This is a genomic window from Campylobacter concisus, assembly GCF_902460575.1.
In the GTDB taxonomy this organism is placed as follows: Bacteria; Campylobacterota; Campylobacteria; order Campylobacterales; family Campylobacteraceae; genus Campylobacter_A; species Campylobacter_A concisus_AW.
On sequence record NZ_CABPUY010000001.1, the window covers coordinates 380659 to 404106 of the forward strand.

Sequence of the window (23448 nt, forward strand, 5' to 3'; positions counted from 1 at the left end):
AGAGAAAGTAGAGTCCTGAGCCACTAGACGAAAGGGTCATAAACCCAAAAAATGGTGTCCTGCGTTGGATTCGAACCAACGGCCCCCTCATTAAAAGTGAGATGCTCTACCGACTGAGCTAGCAAGACATAGTTAATTAAAAAAGAATTGAGATTATACAAAAAACATTATTATATGTCAAGAAAAGATCATTTAAATTTCAGAATAAGTCTTTGATTTTATTTAGCTACATTATTTTAAAATAAAAAATAAATTCTAAAAAATTTATTTTATATAATTGTCTATTTTTTACAAAATTTTGAGTTATAATCCATTTTAGCAACAAATAAGGAGCAAGGATGATCATTATAAATTCACGCCTACCTACTCAAAATTTAAAAATAGCAAAGTCTTTATCCAAGCTCATACAAGGCTATATTTATAGCTATTTGCCAAAGGCTGAACATGACGGATACACACATAAAGAGAGCGGTAAAAATTTTAAAAGATCAAATTTTGATTTTAAGTTAAATGGCTTAAGCTTAGAGATAAGATTTAGCTCGTTTGTGCCAGAATTTGAAAAAACGATCGCTTTTGCTGTGCTAAAAGATGGATTAAAACTTGGCGGCATTTGTTTGCTTGATACGTCTGTGTCAGTAAAAGAGCATAGAATTTCACAAAATGAGGCTACTTTTCAGGGATGTGTTGCGTGTTCGGTCGTTGGACTTTTGGGATACAAAGTGCATCTTGAGCCGCAAGACTCCAGGCATCTTGAAATGATGAAAACAAACGCGCTACAAAGATTTGAAACACTTATGGGGTACAAATATAAGGGCGAATTTGAGCTAAATTTGCTTTGGCAAAATTTACAAAAACCTTTTTATTTTTTTTATGGCAACAACAATATGCCAGTCAAAGCTTGGCCTGCAAAATGGCATATCAAAGCAAAGCCAGAGCTTATAAATTTAATCCTTGATGTGGGAGTTGGTAGTGGATGTATGAACTGCGGACTTGGGTTTTTAGAAGTGATAGAAGAAAAGCAAGTTATGTAGAATATAAATTTCAAATCCTATAAGGATAAAAGCTTAATACTTGCTTTTCAAAGTAGGCATTTTATATAAAATGCCATAAAAAATCAACTAAAATGTATGTAGATTATAATAACTTGACTTTTAAAAATATTTGGAGTAAAGTAACGCTTACTTAGTTTAAGGAGCATGTTTTGGCTGATATAGTTAAAATTCTTGCTGACATAGGCGAGGTATATGAAAAAGAAGAGCTTAAGCTCAAAAATGGTGCTCACAAATATGACAAGATCAAAGTCTATCTTTGCGACATAGCGACCAAGCAGATCGAGCCAAATTTAAACATAAGCAAAGACGACCTAATAATATGTAGATTTGGCGTTGGAGCAAATTCTGGCAATCTTTTCCCAAATTCTCAATTTTTATCCAAAGAAATAAATAAAGACGAAGCTAAATTTATAAGAGGTATTTTGAAATCTATTTCAAATTTACTCTCCTTTTTTGAGCCAAGCATTGTAGAAAAAGACGCTATTTTATCCATACTATCAAGCATAAATGAAGAGTGTTTTGCTGGTATTATAGATGAGATCAAAGGTCTTGATGAGCTAAAAAACGAAAAAGGCAAAAAAGTCGCTACTTTTTTCTCGCTATCGTATGGTGGCAAGCCGGTTTCTGCATATTTTAAGCAAATTTTTGAAAATCATATCAGCGTAAAAGAGCAAAAATCATCTTACGGATATGATATCTTGACAAATAAAAAAGGTATCGGCGGCGATGCAAATTTAGCATTTTGCTCGGTAAATGAGATGCCCGCTAATATGCAATTTATCAAATCAAAGCTCCTGCCGTTAAACGCCATTAGCGCAAAAAAGGTAGAAAATGGCTTTAAAGCGATAAAAGATAAGCTATCGCATAATTTTTATGGTATGAAAATGGCGATTTTGCCGACTATTTTGAGTAGCTCAGTAAATTTAGAAGAGATTGTAAAAATACTTGAAGAGACTTCAAAGAGCGACATAAAAAATATTGAAATCGCCGAGGAAGCCATAAAATTTAGCATAGATTATTATCTCGAGGCAACAGCTAAAAAACAGGAAAATTTGCCTGTTTTAAATACGATTTTATTTTACACGCAAAGCAACGCTGCTATCGATTTAAAGCTTGCGATAGACGATGTTTTACCATCTTTTATCTCTCGCATCTCAAATTTAATGAGCCATTTTAACATAAAAGCCTTCTATGAAAAAAATAGCGGCACAGATGAGACGATCTATCTGCAAAATTTATTTGAAAGCAGGCTTGGCGTGATGAGCTTTTTGCTATCAAGAAATAAATTTGATTTAGGGATTATGATAGAAAGATATAGCGATCTGATTTATTATGGTAGCGTCAATAAGAGTTACGCAAAAAAGTTGGAATGGAGCAAATACTTTAACGATTTTTATAAAGAAAGAAAGTTTGAAAATATTGCAAAATATCAAAATTTCTTTAATGAGATCAATGTCTTAAACAAAAAACTAGTCTTTCAAAAGGAGTGCGATTTGGAAAATTTAACCGATAAAAAAGAACTGATCAAAGAGCTAATCAAAAATAGCGAGTTTTTAAATCAAAACGATGCGCTCATTAGCGCTTATTTACTCGGTATGCTAAGCGCGGCCCTGATAAACTGGCAGCTTGGCGTGAACGGCGGCGTATCTTTTAGCAACTGGCTCAACGACTGCGGATCGATAAGTATGGAAAATTTAGAGCGAATTTGGACTAAGTGCGACGAGATGATCAGAAAGCTTAAAGCTGCTTCTGGCAAGCCAAATGCTAACATTGAAAACATAAAAGAGTGTTTGATCGAAATTTTACCGCAGGTCTTTTCTAAGGAGAGAAAGATAGTAAAAACCTCGCATACTACGCTTGCCTTTGCTATTGGCGGAAGTGACTATCGTAAATTTATAAAAGAAAAAACAAAATAAGGAGAATAAAATGCAAAAAAAAGAGATACTTTTTTTATGGGACGGAGAGAACTGGAACCCAAACGGCGACATGCTAAAGGATAACGCTCCTAGGCGAGATGATGAAACTGGCATAGCTGAGGTGACGGACGTGCGTATAAAAAGAACTATCAGAGATGAGATCATGAAAAAAGATGAGGCGTCGATTTTTATAAAGGAGTATAGGATAGAGGATGCCCTGCTAGACGCTAAAACTGCGATCAGACAAAGTATAAATATAAAGCAAAACAAAAGCGAACTGCAAAAAGAAATTTTGTCTAAATTTATCGATATACGCGCATTTGGCGGAGTTTTGCCTATTTCAGATAAAGACGAGATGAAGCAAGACAAAGAGATAAAAACCGCAGGCGTTCAATTTACTGGACCAGTGCAGTTTAGACTAAGCAAATCCCTAAACAAGGTCGAAGTAGAGCATGTTAAAGGAACTGGCGCTTTTGCTAGCGACTACGATCCAAACGACCCAAAAAAACAAAAAGATCAAGCGACTTTTAGAGAAGAGGAATTTATAAAATACGCTATTTTTGCTACTTATGGCATCATAGATAACTATAATGCAGCAAAAACAGGCTTTAGCGAAGCCGATGAGGCTAAAATTTTAAAAGCTTTGTGGCACGGCACTAAAAACCTAACAACTCGCTCCAAAATCGGTCAAACTCCAAGATTTATGCTAATCATCACATACAAAGACGATACGTTTGCAGGCGATCTAAACAATAGCATAAGTCTAAAAAGCGAAAAAGAAGATAGAGTGATAAGAAGCATCAATGAATACACTATCGACTTTACAAATTTAAAAAATAAACTCGCAAGATACGCTGCAAATATAGAAAAGATAGAGTATATGAGCGATTATGATTTTGAAACGATAAACAAAGAAAATTTTGACAGCAGCTGGAAAAAGATAGAGGCATAAAATGAGCATTGTTGCTTTTAGATTATTTGGCGATTACGCACATTTTTCGCATCCAGCGACGATTTATTCTAGCTTAACCTATCCAGTACCGCCAAAAACTACCATAATGGGCTTTTTAGGCGCCGTTATAGGCGAAGAAGAATATTTTAAGCTTTCAAACATCCAATACAGCGTAAAAATAGATAGGCAAATTTTAAAAAAGAGTTTTGTTTTTAACGGCATAAAATTTGCCCTATCAAGCAATATGCACATAGATGAAGGCTATCAAAACGCAAAAGAGAAAAAGCAGTTTTACAGAGAACTAATCTGCTCGCCATCTTATGTCGTATTTTTAAATTTAGAAAATTTAGAGCAAAGCTATCAAGATAAAATAATCTCAAATTTAAAAGAGCATAAAACCGCCTTTACGCCCTATCTTGGGATAAATTTTTGCATAGCGGATTTTAGCTGGATCGATATAAAAATATGCGAAAAAATATCACAAGATGAAAGCTTTATAAATACATTTACGCTTATGGATGATTTTGTTTTTGAAGGCATTAATGAAAATGCGAAATTAACTACGGCAAGAATGCCTTGTGGATGCGAAAATGGACGAATTTTTAAAGATTTTAAAGACTTTGTGATGGAGATAAACGGCAAAGAGCTTATAAAATCTAAAAACCGTGGAAATATTTATCAGATAAACGATGAAAGAGTCTATTTTATTTGACGAGTTTTGGTCTCATCCAAATAAACTTTTAGAAAATCATATAAAAAATATGATCTCGCCTAACGATGAAGAGCTGGATAGGCAGGTCAAACTCTACCACGACATCGCAAAACTGAAGAATAATTTTCAAATTTACATCAGAGATACTTCAAACGACAAGCTGGATAAAAACCACTCGCTTTTGTCGGCATATTTTTTCTTGCTAAACTCAAAATTTGATGAGATACCAACCCTGTTTGGCTTTCTTGCCATTGTTTCGCACCATGGCGACGTGGTAAATTTAATGACGCTAGCCAGAGAGGCTAATAAATTTTTTAAAAACCAAAAAGAGCTAGAGCAGTGGGACGAAGTGGCTGGCGCTGCTAAAAATATCAAAATTTATTTGGGATTATCTACAAAAAAAGATGAGTTTTTAGATAGAGCAGAAAAGCTTCGTCAATACTTAGTTTTATCGCAGTACAGAGACAAATTTACCTATGAGGACTTTATAAATTTCAAAAGCCTATATTCAAATTTGATTTATAGTGATAAATTTGAAGCGATCTTTAGCATGCCAAAACAAGAAAATAAAGATATACCGATAGATGTTTTAGAGAGTGATATCAAAAATTTGCCGCCAAATAAAAAGCGAAATACGTTTAGAAATTTCGTCTTAAATAACTTTGACGAAAAATACAAACTTTTTACTTTGACTGCGCCTACAGGCTATGGCAAGACCTTGACGGCATTAAATTTTGCATTGAAATTTAACAAATCTCGCATAATTTATGCACTTCCTTTTACTTCTATAATCGATCAAACCTACGATATAGTCGCTAAAATTTATAAAAATAGCGATATTTTGGTCAGCAAGGCACATCACAAAACAACGATAGATGAAGAAAATCTAACCGAAGAAGACAGATACTCAAAGATTAAATTTCTAATGGAGTCTTTTAGCGGCGAGATAAACGTAACTACGCTTTATCAGCTGATATTTGCGCTATTTGGCAATAAAAACAAAGATAACGTTAAATTTAATCAGCTAAAAAATAGCGTCGTTATCATCGATGAAGCGCAAGCGATCCCATATAATTTTAGAAAAGATTTTATCCTGCTTTGCGAGATCATTTCGCAGCGGCTTGGCACTATTTTTATATTTATGTCAGCGACGATGCCAGTTATCAAAAGTGAAAATTTTAAAGAAATTTCAAATTTAGACTATTTTTCAAAGCAGGATAGATATGTCATAAAATGGCTTGATATAGGCGGCGAAGATAAGCTTTTGGGAAAAATTTGCGAGGCTGCGAGCGATAAAAATACCCTCGTCGTCGTAAATACGATCAAAAAAGCACAAGAACTTTTTACAAAGATAAGGGATAAATTTAGCTGCTTTTGCCTAAACGGATATATGTATGATGATCACAAGCGTGCTACTATAGAGGCTGTAAGGTGCGCGGTAGATAAAAGTAAAGTTGATCCGCTCGCAAGCAAAATTTTACTTATCTCCACGCAGTCCATAGAAGCTGGAGTGGATCTTGACTTTGACATTGGATTTCGTGAAGTCTCGCCCATTAGCTCTATCATACAAACAGCAGGGCGCGTAAATAGGCATTTTGGAGCAACAATAGGCGAGCTATACGTCTTTCCTGAAATAAGCAAATTTACAAATTTGATTTACGGCGATCTATATAAAGTAAGCGGGGCTATTTTGAGCGATCTTAAGCAAAAAGAGGTGCGAGAGAGCGAAATTTTAGAAATTTCAAATTTGTATTTTCAAAAGATAAGCAATCAACTGGAAAATTTGCATATAAAAAGCGAGATAGAAAAGCTGGAATTTGAAAATATAAACCAAAAAATCGAAGATATCATGAATGACAACCATAAACAAACACTAATAATCGAGCCTGAAGAAAATTTCATTAAAAATTTTGAAGCTAAAATTTTTGAGATCAAAAATAGTCCAAATGAGAAATTTACCATAAGAGATCTTTTTAAAAACCACATCAGAAAGTTGTCGAAATTTAGCATAAACGTAGCGTTAAAAGATATGAATAAGCTAATGCTAAATTTAAAACAGATAAATGGGCTTAAAGATATCTTTTATCTGCCGTTTGGCTCGTCTTATTTTTATAGTGCCGAGTATGGCCTTAAAAAAGATACAAATTTAGACATAACCGACGAGGTATTTGACTAATGTTCTCAAAAGATCAGATCACTGGCACGCTTGTGAATTACTACGTCACCTGTAAGCGCGAGGCGTGGCTTTACGCTCACCATATCCACGCCGATCAGGAGAATGAAAACGTGCTAATGGGCAAGGCTTTGGCTGATATCAAAGAGCAAGATCTGCAAGAATTTGCCTTTGGCAACCTTAAATTTGATAAACTCTCAAAACAGCACGGTCACTACCTCATCACAGAGTATAAGAAAAGCCTAAAAAACGAGCTTGCGGGCAAGATGCAACTACTTTTTTACATCTATCTTTTAAAAACTGGCTTAAATTTAAAAGAGGTAAAAGGCAAACTAATAAGCGGTAAAAAGGTGATATTGGTGGAGGATACCAGCAAAAATTTCGCTCTAGTAGAGCAAATTTTAAGCGAGATAAGCGCACTTGCAAATTTAGAAAAGCCGCCTAAATTTACGCAGGGTAAATTTTGCCAAAACTGCGCATATCACGACTATTGCACTGCTTAGGAGAGAAGATGTATGTGATACTTTTTTACGACATCGCAGGACGCGAGCAAAAAGAGCGAAATAACGCAAATCGCATCAGAAAAGCCGTCGAGAAATTTCTGCCTCGCGTGCAGTTTTCAGTCTATGAGGGTAAGATCCGTGAGAGCGACTTTAAAAGGCTAAGTAAGACGCTGCAAAAAGAGTGCGCTAGTGAGCTTGACTCCATCGTCATCTATACATTTAACTCGCTAAAATACTCCGAGCGCATCGTCATTGGCGTAGATAAAAATAGCCCGGTATTTAGCTAAGGAGCAAATATGCAAAAGAGCGACAGGACGCACTTTATACTTAGTCCAGGTAGGCTTTATAGGCAAGATAACAATATCTATTTTGAAAAATTTGACGATACGGGCGAGCGAGCTTCGTGCAAGATCCTGCCGATAAACGCGATCGATGAAATTTACGTGCTGGCAAAAGTGCAGATCGATACCTACACCATCGCATTTTTGGCGGACAATAACATCCTTTTACACATCTTTAGTCCGTATCAGAGCTTTCGTGGGAATTTCTACCCAAACACGCCAAACTCCGTAAATAAAAGCGGCTTTGTGTTGCTGTGCCAGCTCCGCTCTTTTGACGATCCGATCAAGCGTGCATATATCGCGCGTGAGATCACTAGAGCCCACATCATAAATGACGCGGCAAACTGCAAAAGACACGGCGTGAAATTTGACGTGCAGCCTCACATAAAGGCACTAGATGCCGCCACTAGTGTGCCTGCTATCATGGCGGTAGAGGGTGCCTTTCAAAAGCTCTACTACGAAAAGTGGAACGAGATCATCGCAGATCAGCGAAGCTTTAAATTTACCGTCCGCTCAAAACGCCCGCCTGCTGATAAGATCAACAGCTTCATAAGCTACGTAAATACGCGCATCTACAACATCTGCCTAAGCGAAATTTACAAGACCGAGCTAGATCCTCGCATCGGCTTTTTGCACGAGCCAAACTACCGCGCGCTAAGCCTACATCTCGATCTTGCGGAGATTTTTAAGCCGATCTTGGGCGATACGCTGATTTTTAACATGCTAAATAAAAAAGAGATCACCGCAAAAGACTTCCAAACGGACGCTGGCAGGATAAAATTTAGCAACGACGCCGTGCAAAAGATCGAGCTAAAGATGATCTCGCGCCTTTGTGAGACGCTCACGGTGTGCGGTAGGGAGCTAACGTGGAGGCAGGTGATCCGCCGCGAAGCAAATAAGCTTAAAAAGTGTATCTGCGAGGACGCGCCTTATGAAGGCTTTAGGTGTGAGTGAAATCGCATTTTAATAAAGCGTTTTTTAAGATTTTAGAATGCTTGAAATTTAGGGCTCTGCGTATTTGTACATGGCTAAATTTTAGTCAAATTTAAGGCGAAAAAATATAGACTTCTTGCACTAGAATGCCTATAAAATCAGCTTTTTGGTGCTATTAGAATTTACTCCGTTGGAGTTTGAAACACTTCTTTGTCGGTTTGTTCTACGCCAATATCGCCATATTAGAATTTACTCCGTTGGAGTTTGAAACGTTTCAACAATCAAAGGTGGAATTTCTTGCACTGTATTAGAATTTACTCCGTTGGAGTTTGAAACTGAGCTCCGTCAACAACTGGTATTCCAGAGGCAGAATTAGAATTTACTCCGTTGGAGTTTGAAACATGTTTTAAGGGGTGTAGGGGATATCCCCTACAAAATTAGAATTTACTCCGTTGGAGTTTGAAACGTTTTAGGTAGGTGCTTTTGCTTAGTGTTCGCATGCAATTAGAATTTACTCCGTTGGAGTTTGAAACCCGATTATGAGAGCGTGGCGTATATAGTTTTCGATTAGAATTTACTCCGTTGGAGTTTGAAACTTTCTTACGCTGTCTTGGTAAATATCCCATAACGCTATTAGAATTTACTCCGTTGGAGCTTGAAACGCATTGTGCCAAACGACAAACTCAAAAAACAGCTTAGTATTAGAATTTACTCCGTTGGAGTTTAAAACAGTTTTGGAGAATAATAAATTCGGCATGCGTGGTTTGATTAGAATTTACTCCGTTGGAGTTTGAAACCTAAAAATAGTGAAGTTGTTTCATCTGCTAAAACTGAATTAGAATTTACTCCGTTGGAGTTTGAAACTCTTAAAATCTTGTATGATACTTCCATAAAATCAAAGAATTAGAATTTACTCCGTTGGAGTTTGAAACTACGGTGTTTCGCCTTTTGATGTAGAGCTTTGTCAAGAGATTAGAATTTACTCCGTTGGAGTTTGAAACATTTGCTAGTTTCTAAAAAATCAGCCAACTCACTATCATTAGAATTTACTCCGTTGGAGTTTGAAACATCCATTTCAAGTAGAGGCGACCGAGCAAAACATTAATTAGAATTTACTCCGTTGGAGTTTGAAACTGCACAGCAGAGCCTAGTAGCAAAGCTTTTGTAGGCTATTAGAATTTACTCCGTTGGAGTTTGAAACTGATACAATTGCGAAAAAAGGTAAGGAAATTGTTATTAGAATTTACTCCGTTGGAGTTTGAAACCTCCGTAGGTTGGCTTTGGTTTAAACACCCCTTGCATTAGAATTTACTCCGTTGGAGTTTGAAACGAAAAACAATGGTAGATAATGAAATAGATTTTACATTAGAATTTACTCCGTTGGAGTTTGAAACTCTTTCGTTGGCATATTGTTGTTGCCGTAGTAAAAATTAGAATTTACTCCGTTGGAGTTTGAAACGCATAACAATTAAACCTTTCATTGAAAATACTAGCATTAGAATTTACTCCGTTGGAGGTTGAAACTTTCTCCCAAAATCCGAAATGCGTATAGGTGCAGGATTAGAATTTACTCCGTTGGAGTTTGAAACAAGAACCGCTTAATGATAAAAAGATAAGCGTAAAAGAATTAGAATTTACTCCGTTGGAGTTTGAAACTTTTCTCGCTATCTGCATTTGTTTGAATTAAGCTTAAAATTAGAATTTACTCCGTTGGAGTTTGAAACCCAAAACAAGGCAGAACAAAGGTAACACAAGCGGATATTAGAATTTACTCCGTTGGAGTTTGAAACCTTTCTATACCCCTTATAAACTCCTTTCAGATGGATTAGAATTTACTCCGTTGGAGTTTGAAACACACGACATAAAGTGACAAATTTAAAAGCCAAAGATTTTCAAAGAAGAGATTTAAATAATATAGTTGCTATCTTGCAAAGATCTATCAAACGAACGATAATATTGTTTTATATAGATACTTCAAAAAGCCAAAACCCCAGCCAATACAGCAAAAAAGAAGCTAGAAATAATAATGAAATAGACTAAGCATAAACAAGCTTAATATCAAGAGCATTCACAACCTTAAATATACTTTCAAATCTAGGCTTTGAATTCTCTTTAAACATCTTATAAAAGCTTTCTCTATTTAAATTTGCTTTCTTTGCAACGTTTTCAATGCCTTTTGACTTTGCTATATAAAATAATGCTCTTTTAAATTCTTCAATATCGCCATCGGCTAAAACTTGATTTAAATACTCTTTTCTTAATTCATCAGTTGTTAAATAGTCTTCTAAATTAAATTTTGTAAATTCTTCTTTCATCTATAATCCTTTAAAATCTCTTTTGCTTTTTTAATATCATCGCTTTGGCTATCTTTATCACCAGCATTTAACAATATAATTATTTCATCGCCATCAAAAGTAAAAAATATCCTTAACCCACCACGATTAAAAAACCTAAGTTCGTATAAGTCTGTATCAATAAATTTATAATCCCCTAAATGATCTTTTGTTTCTATCTGTTCCAATCTTCTTAATATAGAAACCTTGACAATAGTATTATTTAACTTATGTAACCACTTATCAAATGTTGAGCTTTTTAATACTTTCATAGGGCAAATTTTAACAAATGTAGCTTAATGGCTACTTATAAAAATAGCGCGTAACACTCATAACCCGAAGGTCGGCGGGTTCATTAGAAGTTACTCTGTTGGAGTTTGAAGCTCACTGAATATGGTTAGCGATAACCGCAATCACTCTTTTGATAGCCGTTTTTTCGGGGCAGTTTCATATAAATTTTTAGTTGGCAAAGTTAGATGGCAGCTATTTTGACACAATTTAGAAAAACGCCTTGACCAAAGATTAAAATAAAGCAAATTACCACATTAATTTTGAAGAAGGTCGTAATATCTTTTGTCAATTATAATTAAAACAAAAAATATATGGATTTATAAAACCCACTTGTAAAGACAAGCAGGTTTTAAAATGTTTTATTTTTCTAGTTTTTCTTTAAGTTTTTCTTTTTTAGATTTAGCTTTTGAAGCAGCTTTTTCTTTCTTTTCTTTTACTTTGTCAACAACTTTGTCTTTTTCATCTTTTGCTTTTTCGCTCATGCCAGTTTCATCTTCTTTATTAGAAGTTAGTTCTTCTTTAGTTTTAGAAGCTTTCTTTTTAAATTTATCTTTTTTATCAGAGATTTTATCTTTCATCTCGTCTTTTGCCTCATCCATTTTCTTCTTACCAGCTTTTGCTTTTTCGCTTACTTCGCTCTTGCCAGTAGTAGAAATTTCACCTTTTAGGTTATCAAAAGTTTTATCACCGATGCCATTTACATTTTTGAGATCGTCGATTGAATTAAATTTATTTGCTTTTCTATACTCGATGATAGCATCTGCTTTTGCACTGCCGATACCATCAAGGCTCATAAGTTCCTCTTTTGTAGCTGTGTTTAGATTGATTGCTGCCATAGCCAAAGACGCAATAGCTGCAAGTGAAATCAAAATCTTTTTCATTTTTGTTCCTTAAAAGTAAATTTGAAGTAAAATTCTAGCAAAGAGTAATTAATGAAGTATAAATATGGAGTAATATAAAAATTATTTTAAAATGGTTTAGAGAAGAGAATCCCTGAAAAATTTCAGGGAAAAAGTTTTATTTTCTAAGTTCGCGGATCTTAGCTGCCTTACCGCGTAGTTCGCGTAAATAGAATAGCTTAGCTCTTCTAACACGACCTTTTCTAAGAACCTTTATCTCTTCAATAGAATCGCTAAATATTGGGAAAATTCTCTCAACACCAACACTGTTAGCGCCGATTTTTCTGATGATAAATGTTTCACCAGTACCGCTACCACGTCTAGCTATACAAATGCCTTCAAAATTTTGAATTCTCGTTTTGTCTCCCTCGTGAATACGAGTAGCCACACGCAATGTATCTCCTGCACGGAAGTCAGGGATATTCTTACCAGCAATTTGAGCATTTTCAAACGCTTCAATGTATTTATTTCTCATGTTTTTCCTTATTTATGTGGCTTTAGCTTTTGATATAAATCAGGGCGAAAGTACCTTGTTTTGCAGTGAGCCATCTTGTTTTTTAAGTTGTGGATTTTAGCATGATTACCCTTTAAAAACTCTGAAACCACAAATAGGGATTTAAAATTATCAGGTTTTGTAAAAGATGGGGCTTCAAGCAAATTATCCTCAAAACTCTCTACTTCAAGGCTCATGTCGTTTCCTAAAACTCCGGGCACATTTCTTGATATCGCGTCGCTCATACAAAGTGCAGGCAGCTCTCCACCAGTTAAAATAAAATCACCTATGCAAAAAACTTCGTCCGCCCAAAGCTCAACAACTCTCTCATCAAGACCTTCATATCTGCTGCAAACAAAGCAAATATGATCTTTTTTAGAAAGCCTCTTTGCATCATTTTGACTAAATTTTTTACCAGCCGGTGTCAAAAATATCACATGGGTATTTTTATCTTTTTCTTTTAGAAATTTGATCGACTCATCTAAAGGCTGCGGAAACATCAAAAGCCCTGCTCCGCCTCCTATCATATAATCATCAACTTTATTGTGCTTATCGTTGGTAAAATTTCTTGGATTTATGAAATCAATTTCAATAAATTTATTGCTAATTGCACGTTTTAAAATAGAATCGCAAAAGTAAGGTTTGACTAAATTTTCAAAAAGTGTAATAAATGTAAATTTCATGAATTTTCTAAGATATCTCTAGCGCCTTTTACTAAAATCTCTCCACTATCCAAATTTACGCTTTCGATAAAGCGCTCCAAATATGGAATGTAGAAATTCTTTGGTTTGCCAGCTGCGATAAGTTTTTCGTCAGTTTTTATGTATAAAAGTGAATTTGCAAAATTATCTTGGATATCTTCTACAATACCTAAAATTTCGTCATTTTCTACAACTTTTAAACTGATGATATCAAACTGAAAAAATTCGTCTTTTTTTAGTTTGCAGTTTTTTCTGGTGAGCTCTTTTGTGGTATAAATAGTTTTGTTTACAAGTGTTTTAGCAAGGTCTAAATCATCAAAATTTTCAAACAAAACCAGCTCTTTTTGTCTATTGTAGTCTTTTATGGTGAGCTGATTATTGTTTTTATCAAAAAAGGTTGCACCTTTTTTAAATTGCTCTGGGAAGTCGCTCTTGTTGTGAAGCTTTAAATAGCCCTTTAAACCAACACATCTCCCGATGGTAGCGACTTCAACAATATCACTATTCAATAGCTTTTACCGTTACTCTATAACTTGTATTGTCTTTGGCTTTACAGCCAATAATAACGGTCTTTATAGCATTTATCATTTTGCCGTCTTTGCCGATAAGTTTTCCAGTATCAACCTTATCAGCGCTTATAATGATCTCGACAAAATTTTCACCAAGCTCTTGACGCTCAATAGTCACCTTTTCAGGAAAATCAGCTATCAGCTTGGCGTATTCGTATAAAAAATTTTCAACCATTATTTTGTAATTTGTGCAACTCTATCGCTAAGTTTAGCACCGACGCTTTTCCAGTAATCCAATCTCTCTTTGTTGAAATTTATAACATTTGGCTCAACCATAGGGTTGTAATAACCAATGCTCTCTATCCAACCGCTGTCGCGTCTTTTTCTGCTATCTGTAACAACTATACGATAAAAAGGTCTTTTTTTACGTCCCATTCTTGTTAGTCTTACTACTGTTGCCATATTATATTCTCCTCTTGTTTTTAAATAAAGCTTAAATTTAGATAACAAATATCCAAATTTAAACCCTTTTGTCAAACAGGTCTTTTTAAATTTGCTTGTGAAAGCATGTTTGCAAGTCCTTTTGCTCCGCCCTTTCCTGAAAATTTCTTAGCAAGCTTTGAGGCATTTTCAAACTGCTTCAAAAAGCGATTTACCTCTACTTGAGATAGTCCAGAGCCAGCTGCCAAACGCCTTTTTCTGCTATTGTTTAAAAGGTCTGGATTTTCACGCTCTTTTTGTGTCATAGAGTTTATCATAGCCTTAATATGCAAAATTTCTTTTGAATTATCAAGGTCTATATCTTTTATCTGATTTGCAATATTTGAAAGTCCAGGTATCATCCCCATCAAAGACTTCATGCTACCAAGCTTTTTAACGCTTTCCATTTGATCCAAAAAGTCATTAAAGTTAAACTGACCTTTTTTTATCTTTTGATTTAGACGTTTCGCCTCTTTTTCATCGATAATAGTCGATGTTTTCTCGACCAAAGTGGCTAAGTCACCCTCGCCCATTATACGGCTTACGATGCGGTCTGGTATAAAACTCTCGATATCAGCTACTTTCTCGCCAGTACCGACAAATCTAAGTGGGATATTTAGCTGTTTTGCAATACTAATAGCTACGCCACCCTTTGAGTCAGAGTCAAATTTAGAAAGGATAACTCCAGAAATTCCCAAAATTTCATTAAAACTTGTAGCTGTCTTTACGGCGTCTTGACCACTCATAGCGTCAGCTACGTAGAAAATTTCATGTGGATTTATCGAATTTTTTACATCTTTTATCTCTTGCATCAACTTTTCATCGATCGCAAGACGACCAGCAGTATCCACTAAAAGCACGTCATAAAGACCGCTTTTTGCTTTTTCTAGTGCTTCTTTTGCTACTTTTATGGGGTTGTTTTCGTTTTCTATATAAAAAAGATCGATCTCATTTGCAACGCAGAGCTGTCTTAGCTGCTCAACTGCCGCTAATCTTTGCAAGTCACAAGCTGCAACTAAAACTTTTTTCTTTCTTAGTTTTAGATAGTTTGCAAGCTTGATAGTTGTCGTTGTTTTACCACTACCTTGCAAACCAGCCATCAAAACAATGGTCGGTGCAACTGGCGCATAGACAAAGCCTTGGTTGCCAGGAGCTGTTAAGATAGTCGTTAAATTTGACTTGATCGCATCTAGGAAATTCTTTTGACCAACGCCAGTTTGCTTTAGTTCGCTTTCGATAGACGCAAGTAGATCTTTAGTGACTTTGTGGTGAACATCAGCTTTTAAAAGAGCTTTTTTGAGCACGTCAAGTGCGTTTTTTAGAGCTTTTTCGTCATCTACAAAACGTATCTTGCTAACGGCTAATCTAAAAGACTCGCTAATTTGTTCGAACACTAATCACCTTTCGTAAGTTGTTATTAAAGGGCGTATATTACTAAATAATTTCTTTATTGCTCTTTAAATTTCAAATTTATTAGATAGTTCAAATCCAAGAGAGTTAAATTCTCTTGGGATCGGTGCTTTAAATTTATAGTTTAAAAGAGCGATAGAATAGGCATGTAAAAACATTCTATTTGCCCTATTTTTGCCGTATTTCTCATCGCCAACGATAGGTAAATTTAAGCTAGCCAAATGCACTCTTATCTGGTGCGTTCTGCCTGTTTTTATGGCAACTTTTACAAGCGTTTTTTTACCAGTAACCATGAGCGGTGAAATTTCACTGATCGCCTCTTTGCCATCTTTTGATATCTTTGAAAAGGCACCATTTTTATTTTTTATCGTTAAGATCGGCTCATTTACGACGACCTCCTCGCTCATGATGCCCCTAACTGCGGCCACGTAAATTTTCTCAACCTTCATCTTTTTAAACTCATTTATGGCAAGGCTAGCAAATTCGTCATTTTTTACAAGAAGCAGCACGCCGCTTGTGTCTTTATCAAGCCTGTGAAGAAGCGGAAATTTATACATTTGACTGATTTTTTCGCTAGTTATGGCAGCAGGCTTATTAATGGCTATTAAATTTTCATCTTCAAAGATAACGCTTGGCTTTGGCATCTCTTCGACGCTAAATTTAGTATTTTCGCTCATTAGCGCACGAGCGATCATCACCTTTTGCCCCTTGGCATAGACTAGTCCGCTATCGATTAGCTCCTTTGCCTCGTTGTTTGAGATATTTTTTTGTTTGGCTAAAATTTTATACGCTTTTTCTTCACTCATAAAGTGCTCCTTATATCTTCTATGATCGCATCAGCGCTGGCCTGCACGGCGATCTTGCTCTTTTTGGCGTTACCATCTATTGTGCCACCGATCTCGCTGGCCTTTGCGATGTAGATGTTTTCAACTAGGCCAAATAACGCCTTTTGGTTAAATATAAACTCACCGCTAATTATCACTGGGTTAAATTGTGCGCACTCGATTGGATTGTGCCCGCCGATATTTGGCACAAAACTGCCTCCAAGCACGACTATATCGCTAATAGCATAGACATTTACAAGCTCGCCTAAAGTATCAAGTAAATTTATCTTTGCTTCAAATTTATGTGTTTGGCTAAATTTAGCAAAGCTAAAATCATGCTTTTTAGAGTACTCGCCTGCTAGCTTTTCCACCTCTGCAAATCTCTCAGGGTGGCGTGGTGCGATGATTAATAGATCGTTTTCTTTTAAATTTAAATTATCTAAAATCATCTCTTCTTCGCCCGCATGTGTGCTTGCTAGCACGATCACTCTAGCTTTTGGCTTTTCATAAACTCTACTCACACTTGGCAAAAACGCAGCTTTTATGTTGCCAACGACCTCTATCTCACCTGCTCCTAGCGTTTTTAGCCGCTCTTTATCAAGCTCGCTTTGGGCGTAAATTTTATCTATAAATTTAAAAAGATATCTATAAAAAAAGCCAAATTTTAAATAACTTTTATAGCTTCTATCTGAAATTCTAGCGTTTATGAGGATCACACGGCTACCTTTTAGCTTTGCCATGAAAACTAGCATAAGCCAAAGCTCAGCCTCAAAAATGACTAAAATTTTGCTCTTTTTTAGCCAAAATGGCAAGAAAATTTCAAATGGCAAAAACCTTGTGTTAGAGCAAATTTTGCTTGCCGCTTCAAAGCCTGTATTTGTCACCACACTTATGGCTTTGCTGTCAAATTTTTGCATCAAAGGCTTAAGTGCTTGCACCTCGCCAAATGAGCAAGCGTGAAAATGCACATCCGCGTCTTGAAATTTGGGATTATTAAAGAGAAAAAAACGTGCTGGGATCGATCTATGATATTTTTTTTTGAAACTTAATAAAAGTAGAAAAATAGCCCCAAAAAAGCAGAGTATTGAGGCTAAAAAATAATATATTATTATCACGAAACGTGTTATTGCTCTTGTTTATATAAAATCCTGCCACAATGCGGGCAAGTAACGATATCTTCGCCTTTTACAACCGCAGAGAAAGTTTTATCATTTATCTGCATAAAGCAGCCATAACAAGCTTGTTTTTTAACAGGCACAACGGCTGTGTTGTGAGCCCATTTTCTGATCTTTTCATAAAATGCTAGGATCTTTTGGTTCATCGCAGCGACAAGCTTATCTTTTTTAGCATAAACCTCTTTGCGCTCTTTTTCGATCTTTTCAAGCTCAGATGAAACCTCGCTTTTTATCTTTTCTAAATTTCCTTCAAGCTCTGTTTTTTTAGCGTTTAGCTCATCTTTTTGAGCATTTTTATTGTCTATTAGTTTTTCAAGTCTAGCGATCTCTTCGTTTGCTGCTTCAAGCTGCTCTTTTGCGATATCTTCTTCTAGACCTAGTGCTTTTATCTCTTTTTCGCTTTTAGCGCTCGAGCTTTTTTTAGCTACGTCTTTGATCTTGGCGCTAAATTCAGCGATATGAGCGTTTGTGCCTGATTTTTGTGATTTTAGATCATTTACCTCTTCGTCAAGTCTTTCTACATTAACCGCTATAGTTTCACACTCTTCTTCTATGCTTTTATAGGCTTTTTCTACTTCTTGTATGCGCGGTGTGAAGCCGTCTATTTGTTTGTCAAGATCAGATAATTCAACTAATTGTTGCAAATATTTATTCATAATGTTTCCTTTTTTGTTAGCAATATGTAAATGGGTTTTTAGAATTGCTTATTATAACTTCTATTTTTAGATTTTGCAAATATTTTGCTAAAAAATCACTAAAATAACGCTCACTTTCATAGTGGTTTATGTCGATCAAATTTAGTCCATTTTCCTTTGCATAAAGGGCTTGGTGATACTTTAGATCACCCGTTAAAAAGGCATCTGCTTTGACCTCTTGGATGAGATCTGCGCCGCTTCCAGTGCAGATACAAATTTTAGAAATTTCATCTTTTGCATAAACTGCTCTTAAATTTTCTAACCCAAGTTTTTCTTTTACAAATTTGCAAAGCTCGCCAAATTTCATATTCACATCAGAATAGATCAAAAAGCCCTCTTTGCTTGAAATTTCAAGCCCCAAAACCTGCGTCGCAAATTTTTCATTTAAAAATGCAAGATCAGCATTTGTGTGAAGCGAGATGAGCGAGATATTTTTTATCATCATCTCTCTTATGAGCGAGCTTGGATAGAGGCTGTAGTCTAGGCGCTTTAGCCCTTTAAAAATGAGCGGATGGTGAGTGATGATGAGCGAGTTTGGCAAGACATTTTGCAAAAGCTCGCTATCAATATCAAGGCTTAGATAAATTCGCTCAAATTCGCTATCAAATGAGCCAACTTGCAGGCCGCTATTATCCCAAGACTCTTGGCTCGCAAATGGGCAAATTTCATCTAAGTTTTTATAAATTTCAGCTATTTTCATCAAATTTTACTTTTGCTCTAGGCTCTCTTTATATGTTAGTGCGCACTCTTTGGCTAGCTCGCGAATTTTTAGGATGTAGTCTTGTCTTTGCGTCACGCTTATCGCTCCGCGCGCATCAAGGACGTTAAATGTATGAGCTGCAAGCATGCAGTAGTCGTAAGCTGGCAGTGAAATTTTAGCCTCCAAGCAGCGTTTGCACTCGTTAAATGCGTTTTCAAACTGGTTAAAAAGCATATCAACATTTGCCACTTCAAAGTTATATTTGCTCCACTCATATTCGCCTTGTTTATGCACGTCGGCGTAGGTTACGATGTTGCCATTAGAGTCGTCCCAAACGATGTCATAGACGCTATTTACGTCTTGTAGATACATAGCTAAGCGCTCAAGGCCGTATGTTATCTCGCCAGATATGAGCTCGCATGCGATGCCGCCCACTTGTTGGAAATAGGTAAATTGTGTCACTTCCATGCCGTCTAGCCAAACCTCCCAGCCAAGCCCCCAAGCACCAAGTGTCGGGCTCTCCCAGTTGTCTTCGACAAAGCGAATGTCGTGATTTTTCAATTTTAGACCAAGTCTTTCAAGGCTTTTTAGATAAAGCTCCTGGATATTCTCTGGGCTTGGTTTTATGAGCACTTGAAACTGATAGTAAGCGCCAAGACGGTTTGGGTTTTCGCCGTATCTGCCATCAGTCGGACGGCGGCTTGGAGCTACGTATGCAGTCGCCCATGGCTTTGGTCCAAGGCTTCTTAAAAATGTCGCTTGGTGATATGTGCCCGCACCTGCTGGCATGTCGTATGGCTGAAGTATGACGCAGCCTTGCTCTTGCCAATAGTTTTGAAGCGTTAGTATTATTTGTGAAAATGTCATTTTTTGCCTTTTATTTTATTGATATATAAATTTCTATTTTGTCTTTTAAGTATTTTTCAAAGTCCGTTTTATAGGTTCTTTTTAGCTCACTACTTTCAAAATATCTCCAAATTTCACCCCAAAATTTTGCAACATTTTGTGGCTCATTTGCAAAACTAAAAAGAGCGTATTTTCCGCTTTGTATATTTAAATTTTCACTATCTTTTTGGCGTGATATTGTGCCGATGAAGTTATCGTAATGTCCATTAAGATCACTTTCGTAGTTGCAGTAAACGCTATAAATTTCACTCTCGCCATCATAGTATTCACTCATAAATTTAGACCATAAAGCTGGAATTTTACCCTTTCCGTCTATCTCATCTTCATTTTTAGTTCGAGTTTTTACTCCGCAAATTTCAAAGCTATCTTCTAAATTTATAATCTTCATAAGCTACTTTTGTCCGTTAAAATTTTCAACTGCTTGGTTCCACATGAGCTTGTATTTTCGTTTTAGAAATTCAACTTCATCTTGTGAAATTTTAAGCTGTTTTGTAAGCGTCTCAACCGTTTTTCTATCTTCGTCATAGAGCTCTTGCATCGAAATGAGCGCCTCTTTTAAAAATTTATTCTCATTTCTTAAGGTCTCAAGCGTCTCATCTTTTGCGTCAAGCACCTTTTCGTGTAAATTTAGTATCGTGCCGATCGTCTTTTCGACAAAGCTAAAACCATCTTGGCTTTGCGGTTGCAAGGATAAATTTTGCGAAACACTAGGCACCACGCTCATCGTTCCCTCGCTCGCTTCTATCAAAATTTCTCCATTTTCCTCTTTGGTTTTCAAAACGCCACGATTTATCATATCCTCGATAACTTCGCGCTCCAAGTGCACAAGTTTGCAAAATTCATCAACTCCAAGATAGGTTTGCACCGCTTCTCCTTTTATAGTATCACTTCAACCTTTGAAGAGTCTTCCTCTAAAGCCTTTATCTTTGCCTCTCTGTCGGCCTTTAGCGCGCTTGCTAGCCTCTCATCTTCAAGGGCTAAAATTTGCACCGCAAGATAGGCTGCATTTATCGCACCAGCCTTGCCGATAGCTAGGGTCGCCACTGGCATGCCACTTGGCATTTGCACAGTTGAGTAAAGTGCGTCAACGCCGCTTAGAGCTGAGCCTGCCATTGGTATGCCAATCACTGGTTTTGTTGTGTTCGCAGCGATCGCTCCAGCTAGGTGAGCTGCCATACCAGCAGCTGCAATGAAGACTTTTGCGCCCTTTTTCTCGGCATTTGCGACGTACTCACTAGTTCTTTTTGGGCTTCTGTGGGCTGAGCTGATTATCAGCTCATATTTTACGCCAAATTTCTCCAGAGTCTTTGCCGCCTCGCTAACGATCTCATAGTCGCTTTTACTTCCCATTATAATAGAAACAAATTTCATATCTTCTCCCTTAAAAAACTAAATTTTGGCAGCTTAACGCCGAGGTTTATCTCATTTTCATTGCCGCTATGAATTTCGCTCATGACCTTGCCTTTTTTGGTGATGAGCTGCTTAAATTTGATAAATTTTTTGCCATCTTGCGAATAGACCTTTGAAATTTCATTTTCACTATCATCTATGTGTGAGCCAGTTGGAGCTACGATCTCATAGCTATTTCCTGGAAAAATTTTAAATTTACACTTAAAAAACTCGCCATATTCACTTATCGCATTTACCTGATGAGTGCCCTCTTCTAGGCTGCTAACGTGGTTTTGCGTATCGGTTCGTTCATAAGGTCTATGCACCAAGTAGCCGTCTGTAAAGCCGCGATTTTTCAGTGTATTTATCTCATTTTCATAAATTTGTGCGTCAAATTTACCATCCAGTGCGTCATCTATCGCCATTTTATAGGCTCTTGCTGTGCAGGCTGCGTAGTACTCGCTCTTTGTGCGGCCCTCTATCTTAAAGCTATCTATCACGCCGCTATCAACGATATCTTTGATGTGTGAGATGAGGCAAAGATCTTTTGAGTTCATGATATGAGTGCCGTTTTCGTCCTCTTCTAAGCGGAAAAGCACGCCGCTCTCTTCATTTTTGGCGTAGAGTTCATACTTAAACCTGCAGTCATTTGCACAGCTGCCGCGGTTTGACATACGTCCGCTTTGCACTGAGCTTACTAAGCACCTGCCAGAGTAGGCAAAGCACATCGAGCCATGGACGAAAATTTCGATATCAAGAGTTGGAATTTCCTCTTTTATCTTTATAACATCTTTTAAATTCATTTCACGTGCCACGACGATGCGTTTTGCGCCCATATCGTGATAAATTTTAGCGTCCAAAACGTTCATAACGTTTGCCTGAGTTGAGAGGTGTATCTCGATATCTGGAGCGATCTCTTTTGCTAGGCTCATGACGCCTGGAGTTGCGATGATAAAGGCATCTGGCTTCATCGCAGAGATGGTTTGCAAGTGCCTTTTTAGCGGCTCTATCTGAGAGTTAAAAGGAAAGGCATTTATAGTCGCATAAAATTTCTTTCCCCTTTCGTGTGTGTAGTCTATCGCCTCTTTGAAAGTCTCAAGGTTAAACTCCCTTGCTGATCTAGTCCTTAGTGAAAAGCTAGCCACAGAACCATAAACAGCGTCGGCTCCGTATTCAAGGGCGATTTTAAGTTTTGTTAAATTTCCAGCTGGAGATAAAAGCTCAGGCCTTTTTAGCACTATTTTTTACCCAGACTTTCTATCAAGGCTTCGATGTCGTCGTTGCTGACTAGGTTTTCAGTCGTTGTATCACCAGCGATATGAACAGCAGAGCCAACACGCTTATCATCATCGATACGACCTTCAAACAAGGTATTCATATATTTGCTAAGTGCCCTCATAACGTTGATAACACGCTCTATCTTTTGCCTGTGGATGTCTTGATACTGCATCATATCCATAGCCATCATGATCTCATCTTGTCCCATTTGTAAATTTGAGATGATATTATCAACCGTGCCAAGAAGCGAGTTGTTTTTCTCCAAAGCTTCGCTAAATGCAGCGATATTTGGAAATTTCTCACTTAGCGTCGTAAATAGCTCGACGTTTGAGTTTATCGCGTCTTTTAGGCTATTTGAGTCGCTCTCAGCGTCCATAAAAAAGTTATTTATCGTCTCAAGCTTGTCAAACATCTGAGTAGCTTTCTCTTCGCTATCTCTTGTCACATCGTCAAGCTGATGCACCATTTTATGGTCTTCAGTCGGTGGTGGTGGTGGCCAAACGCCGTCTGCACTCACTCTGTAGTTTTCGCCCTGTTTTGAGCTACTCTCTGCTTTTGGTTGTGGCTCATCTGCTTTAGCACTCATTGCCTCTGCAACTTCTGCTACCTCGTCTGTTTCCTCTTTGACGTCCGCGACCTCTTGGCTGGCATCTTTAGTATCACCTAAATCATCCTCTAATCCGCCCGCCATAAGCGCGTCAAGTTCCTCTTGGGTCATAAAAGCTCCTAATAAAATTTGCCTTGATTATATAGGATTTAAATAAAAAGAAAGTTTAAAAAGTA

28 protein-coding genes, 1 tRNA gene and 1 CRISPR repeat array are annotated in these 23448 nt (G+C 36.9%); of the genes, 9 read left to right on the forward strand and 20 right to left on the reverse strand.

The annotated features are described in order from the left end of the window. Positions 1 to 52 precede the first annotated feature (52 nt). Positions 53 to 128, reverse strand: a tRNA-Lys gene (locus F3G76_RS01835). 210 nt (positions 129 to 338) lie between these two features. Between F3G76_RS01835 and F3G76_RS01840 the strand changes: the two genes are divergently transcribed. The 8 genes from F3G76_RS01840 (at position 339) to cas1 (ending at position 8603) form a co-directional block, all read left to right on the forward strand. Beyond that, on the forward strand, positions 339 to 1031 hold the full coding sequence (locus F3G76_RS01840; RefSeq protein WP_149705754.1) for a CRISPR-associated endoribonuclease Cas6: 693 nt from the start codon (positions 339 to 341) through the stop codon (positions 1029 to 1031). 170 nt (positions 1032 to 1201) lie between these two features. Continuing rightward, positions 1202 to 2968, forward strand: coding sequence for a TM1802 family CRISPR-associated protein (locus F3G76_RS01845; RefSeq protein WP_149705755.1), 1767 nt, complete (start codon positions 1202 to 1204; stop codon positions 2966 to 2968). A gap of 10 nt (positions 2969 to 2978) precedes the next feature. Then, positions 2979 to 3920: a type I-B CRISPR-associated protein Cas7/Csh2 gene (gene cas7b, locus F3G76_RS01850; RefSeq protein WP_149705756.1), complete on the forward strand. Its 942-nt coding sequence runs from the start codon at positions 2979 to 2981 to the stop codon at positions 3918 to 3920. 1 nt (position 3921) lies between these two features. Further along, the gene (gene cas5, locus F3G76_RS01855; protein ID WP_148823693.1) at positions 3922 to 4632 is read left to right on the forward strand and encodes a CRISPR-associated protein Cas5; all 711 of its coding nucleotides are present in this window, start codon (positions 3922 to 3924) and stop codon (positions 4630 to 4632) included. Next, positions 4610 to 6808, forward strand: coding sequence for a CRISPR-associated helicase Cas3' (gene cas3, locus F3G76_RS01860; RefSeq protein WP_149705757.1), 2199 nt, complete (start codon positions 4610 to 4612; stop codon positions 6806 to 6808). The genes cas5 and cas3 overlap by 23 nt, the downstream gene beginning before the upstream one ends. Further along, positions 6808 to 7308, forward strand: a complete 501-nt coding sequence (locus F3G76_RS01865; RefSeq protein ID WP_149705758.1) for a CRISPR-associated protein Cas4 — start codon at positions 6808 to 6810, stop codon at positions 7306 to 7308. Before cas3 ends, F3G76_RS01865 begins: the two co-directional genes overlap by 1 nt. 8 nt (positions 7309 to 7316) lie before the next feature. Continuing rightward, complete coding sequence (gene cas2, locus F3G76_RS01870; protein WP_149705759.1) at positions 7317 to 7595, forward strand: CRISPR-associated endonuclease Cas2; 279 nt, start codon at positions 7317 to 7319, stop codon at positions 7593 to 7595. Between the two features lie 9 nt (positions 7596 to 7604). Then, positions 7605 to 8603, forward strand: coding sequence for a CRISPR-associated endonuclease Cas1 (gene cas1 / locus F3G76_RS01875; RefSeq protein ID WP_149705760.1), 999 nt, complete (start codon positions 7605 to 7607; stop codon positions 8601 to 8603). Between the two features lie 153 nt (positions 8604 to 8756). Then, a CRISPR array of direct repeats spans positions 8757 to 10436; the repeat unit is 30 nt; unit sequence ATTAGAATTTACTCCGTTGGAGTTTGAAAC. 182 nt (positions 10437 to 10618) lie between these two features. On the opposite strand, the gene F3G76_RS01880 is transcribed toward cas1, so the two are convergent. Next, the gene (locus tag F3G76_RS01880; RefSeq protein ID WP_009293986.1) at positions 10619 to 10897 is read right to left on the reverse strand and encodes an addiction module antidote protein; all 279 of its coding nucleotides are present in this window, start codon (positions 10895 to 10897) and stop codon (positions 10619 to 10621) included. Next, positions 10894 to 11187, reverse strand: coding sequence for a type II toxin-antitoxin system RelE/ParE family toxin (locus tag F3G76_RS01885; RefSeq protein ID WP_149705761.1), 294 nt, complete (start codon positions 11185 to 11187; stop codon positions 10894 to 10896). Before F3G76_RS01885 ends, F3G76_RS01880 begins: the two co-directional genes overlap by 4 nt. 121 nt (positions 11188 to 11308) lie before the next feature. Here F3G76_RS01885 and F3G76_RS01890 point away from each other — a divergent pair, with 121 nt between their 5' ends. After that, on the forward strand, positions 11309 to 11407 hold the full coding sequence (locus tag F3G76_RS01890; protein ID WP_107929386.1) for a S26 family signal peptidase: 99 nt from the start codon (positions 11309 to 11311) through the stop codon (positions 11405 to 11407). 158 nt (positions 11408 to 11565) lie between these two features. Here F3G76_RS01890 and F3G76_RS11070 read toward each other — a convergent pair whose 3' ends face one another. The 17 genes from F3G76_RS11070 to F3G76_RS01975 form a co-directional block, all read right to left on the reverse strand. Continuing rightward, entirely contained in the window at positions 11566 to 12087 is a 522-nt protein-coding gene (locus F3G76_RS11070) for a ComEA family DNA-binding protein (RefSeq protein WP_107929387.1), read from the reverse strand. A 136-nt stretch (positions 12088 to 12223) separates the two neighbouring features. Continuing rightward, the gene (gene rplS, locus F3G76_RS01900; RefSeq protein ID WP_002941851.1) at positions 12224 to 12580 is read right to left on the reverse strand and encodes a 50S ribosomal protein L19; all 357 of its coding nucleotides are present in this window, start codon (positions 12578 to 12580) and stop codon (positions 12224 to 12226) included. Between the two features lie 8 nt (positions 12581 to 12588). Continuing rightward, positions 12589 to 13281, reverse strand: a complete 693-nt coding sequence (trmD, locus tag F3G76_RS01905) for a tRNA (guanosine(37)-N1)-methyltransferase TrmD (RefSeq protein ID WP_107830385.1) — start codon at positions 13279 to 13281, stop codon at positions 12589 to 12591. After that, the gene (rimM, locus tag F3G76_RS01910; protein WP_107929388.1) at positions 13278 to 13808 is read right to left on the reverse strand and encodes a ribosome maturation factor RimM; all 531 of its coding nucleotides are present in this window, start codon (positions 13806 to 13808) and stop codon (positions 13278 to 13280) included. Before rimM ends, trmD begins: the two co-directional genes overlap by 4 nt. Continuing rightward, complete coding sequence (locus tag F3G76_RS01915; RefSeq protein ID WP_009293991.1) at positions 13801 to 14043, reverse strand: KH domain-containing protein; 243 nt, start codon at positions 14041 to 14043, stop codon at positions 13801 to 13803. Before F3G76_RS01915 ends, rimM begins: the two co-directional genes overlap by 8 nt. Then, positions 14043 to 14270 (reverse strand): 30S ribosomal protein S16, encoded by a 228-nt coding sequence (gene rpsP, locus F3G76_RS01920; protein WP_009293992.1) that lies wholly within the window; start codon positions 14268 to 14270, stop codon positions 14043 to 14045. The genes F3G76_RS01915 and rpsP overlap by 1 nt, the downstream gene beginning before the upstream one ends. A 71-nt stretch (positions 14271 to 14341) precedes the next feature. Continuing rightward, complete coding sequence (gene ffh, locus F3G76_RS01925) at positions 14342 to 15682, reverse strand: signal recognition particle protein (protein WP_149705762.1); 1341 nt, start codon at positions 15680 to 15682, stop codon at positions 14342 to 14344. Positions 15683 to 15745: 63 nt separating this feature from the next. Continuing rightward, on the reverse strand, positions 15746 to 16504 hold the full coding sequence (locus tag F3G76_RS01930; RefSeq protein WP_149705763.1) for an RluA family pseudouridine synthase: 759 nt from the start codon (positions 16502 to 16504) through the stop codon (positions 15746 to 15748). Further along, positions 16501 to 17637 (reverse strand): lipid IV(A) 3-deoxy-D-manno-octulosonic acid transferase, encoded by a 1137-nt coding sequence (gene waaA, locus F3G76_RS01935; protein WP_149705764.1) that lies wholly within the window; start codon positions 17635 to 17637, stop codon positions 16501 to 16503. The genes F3G76_RS01930 and waaA overlap by 4 nt, the downstream gene beginning before the upstream one ends. An 8-nt stretch (positions 17638 to 17645) precedes the next feature. Continuing rightward, positions 17646 to 18353 (reverse strand): zinc ribbon domain-containing protein, encoded by a 708-nt coding sequence (locus tag F3G76_RS01940; protein WP_002941798.1) that lies wholly within the window; start codon positions 18351 to 18353, stop codon positions 17646 to 17648. A 16-nt stretch (positions 18354 to 18369) separates the two neighbouring features. Next, positions 18370 to 19092 (reverse strand): Nif3-like dinuclear metal center hexameric protein, encoded by a 723-nt coding sequence (locus F3G76_RS01945; RefSeq protein WP_148823698.1) that lies wholly within the window; start codon positions 19090 to 19092, stop codon positions 18370 to 18372. 6 nt (positions 19093 to 19098) lie between these two features. Next, positions 19099 to 19959: a glycine--tRNA ligase subunit alpha gene (gene glyQ, locus F3G76_RS01950; protein WP_149705765.1), complete on the reverse strand. Its 861-nt coding sequence runs from the start codon at positions 19957 to 19959 to the stop codon at positions 19099 to 19101. A gap of 10 nt (positions 19960 to 19969) precedes the next feature. Then, the gene (locus tag F3G76_RS01955) at positions 19970 to 20386 is read right to left on the reverse strand and encodes a GyrI-like domain-containing protein (RefSeq protein WP_149705766.1); all 417 of its coding nucleotides are present in this window, start codon (positions 20384 to 20386) and stop codon (positions 19970 to 19972) included. A gap of 3 nt (positions 20387 to 20389) precedes the next feature. Beyond that, positions 20390 to 20863, reverse strand: a complete 474-nt coding sequence (locus F3G76_RS01960) for a DUF3972 domain-containing protein (protein ID WP_002942132.1) — start codon at positions 20861 to 20863, stop codon at positions 20390 to 20392. 11 nt (positions 20864 to 20874) lie between these two features. Next, a complete protein-coding gene (gene purE / locus F3G76_RS01965; RefSeq protein WP_103614230.1) occupies positions 20875 to 21369 on the reverse strand; it encodes a 5-(carboxyamino)imidazole ribonucleotide mutase in 495 nt (164 codons plus the stop codon). Beyond that, the gene (locus tag F3G76_RS01970) at positions 21366 to 22625 is read right to left on the reverse strand and encodes a peptidase U32 family protein (protein ID WP_149705767.1); all 1260 of its coding nucleotides are present in this window, start codon (positions 22623 to 22625) and stop codon (positions 21366 to 21368) included. Before F3G76_RS01970 ends, purE begins: the two co-directional genes overlap by 4 nt. Continuing rightward, on the reverse strand, positions 22625 to 23383 hold the full coding sequence (locus tag F3G76_RS01975) for a chemotaxis protein (RefSeq protein ID WP_149705768.1): 759 nt from the start codon (positions 23381 to 23383) through the stop codon (positions 22625 to 22627). Before F3G76_RS01975 ends, F3G76_RS01970 begins: the two co-directional genes overlap by 1 nt. Between the last annotated feature and the right edge of the window lie 65 nt (positions 23384 to 23448).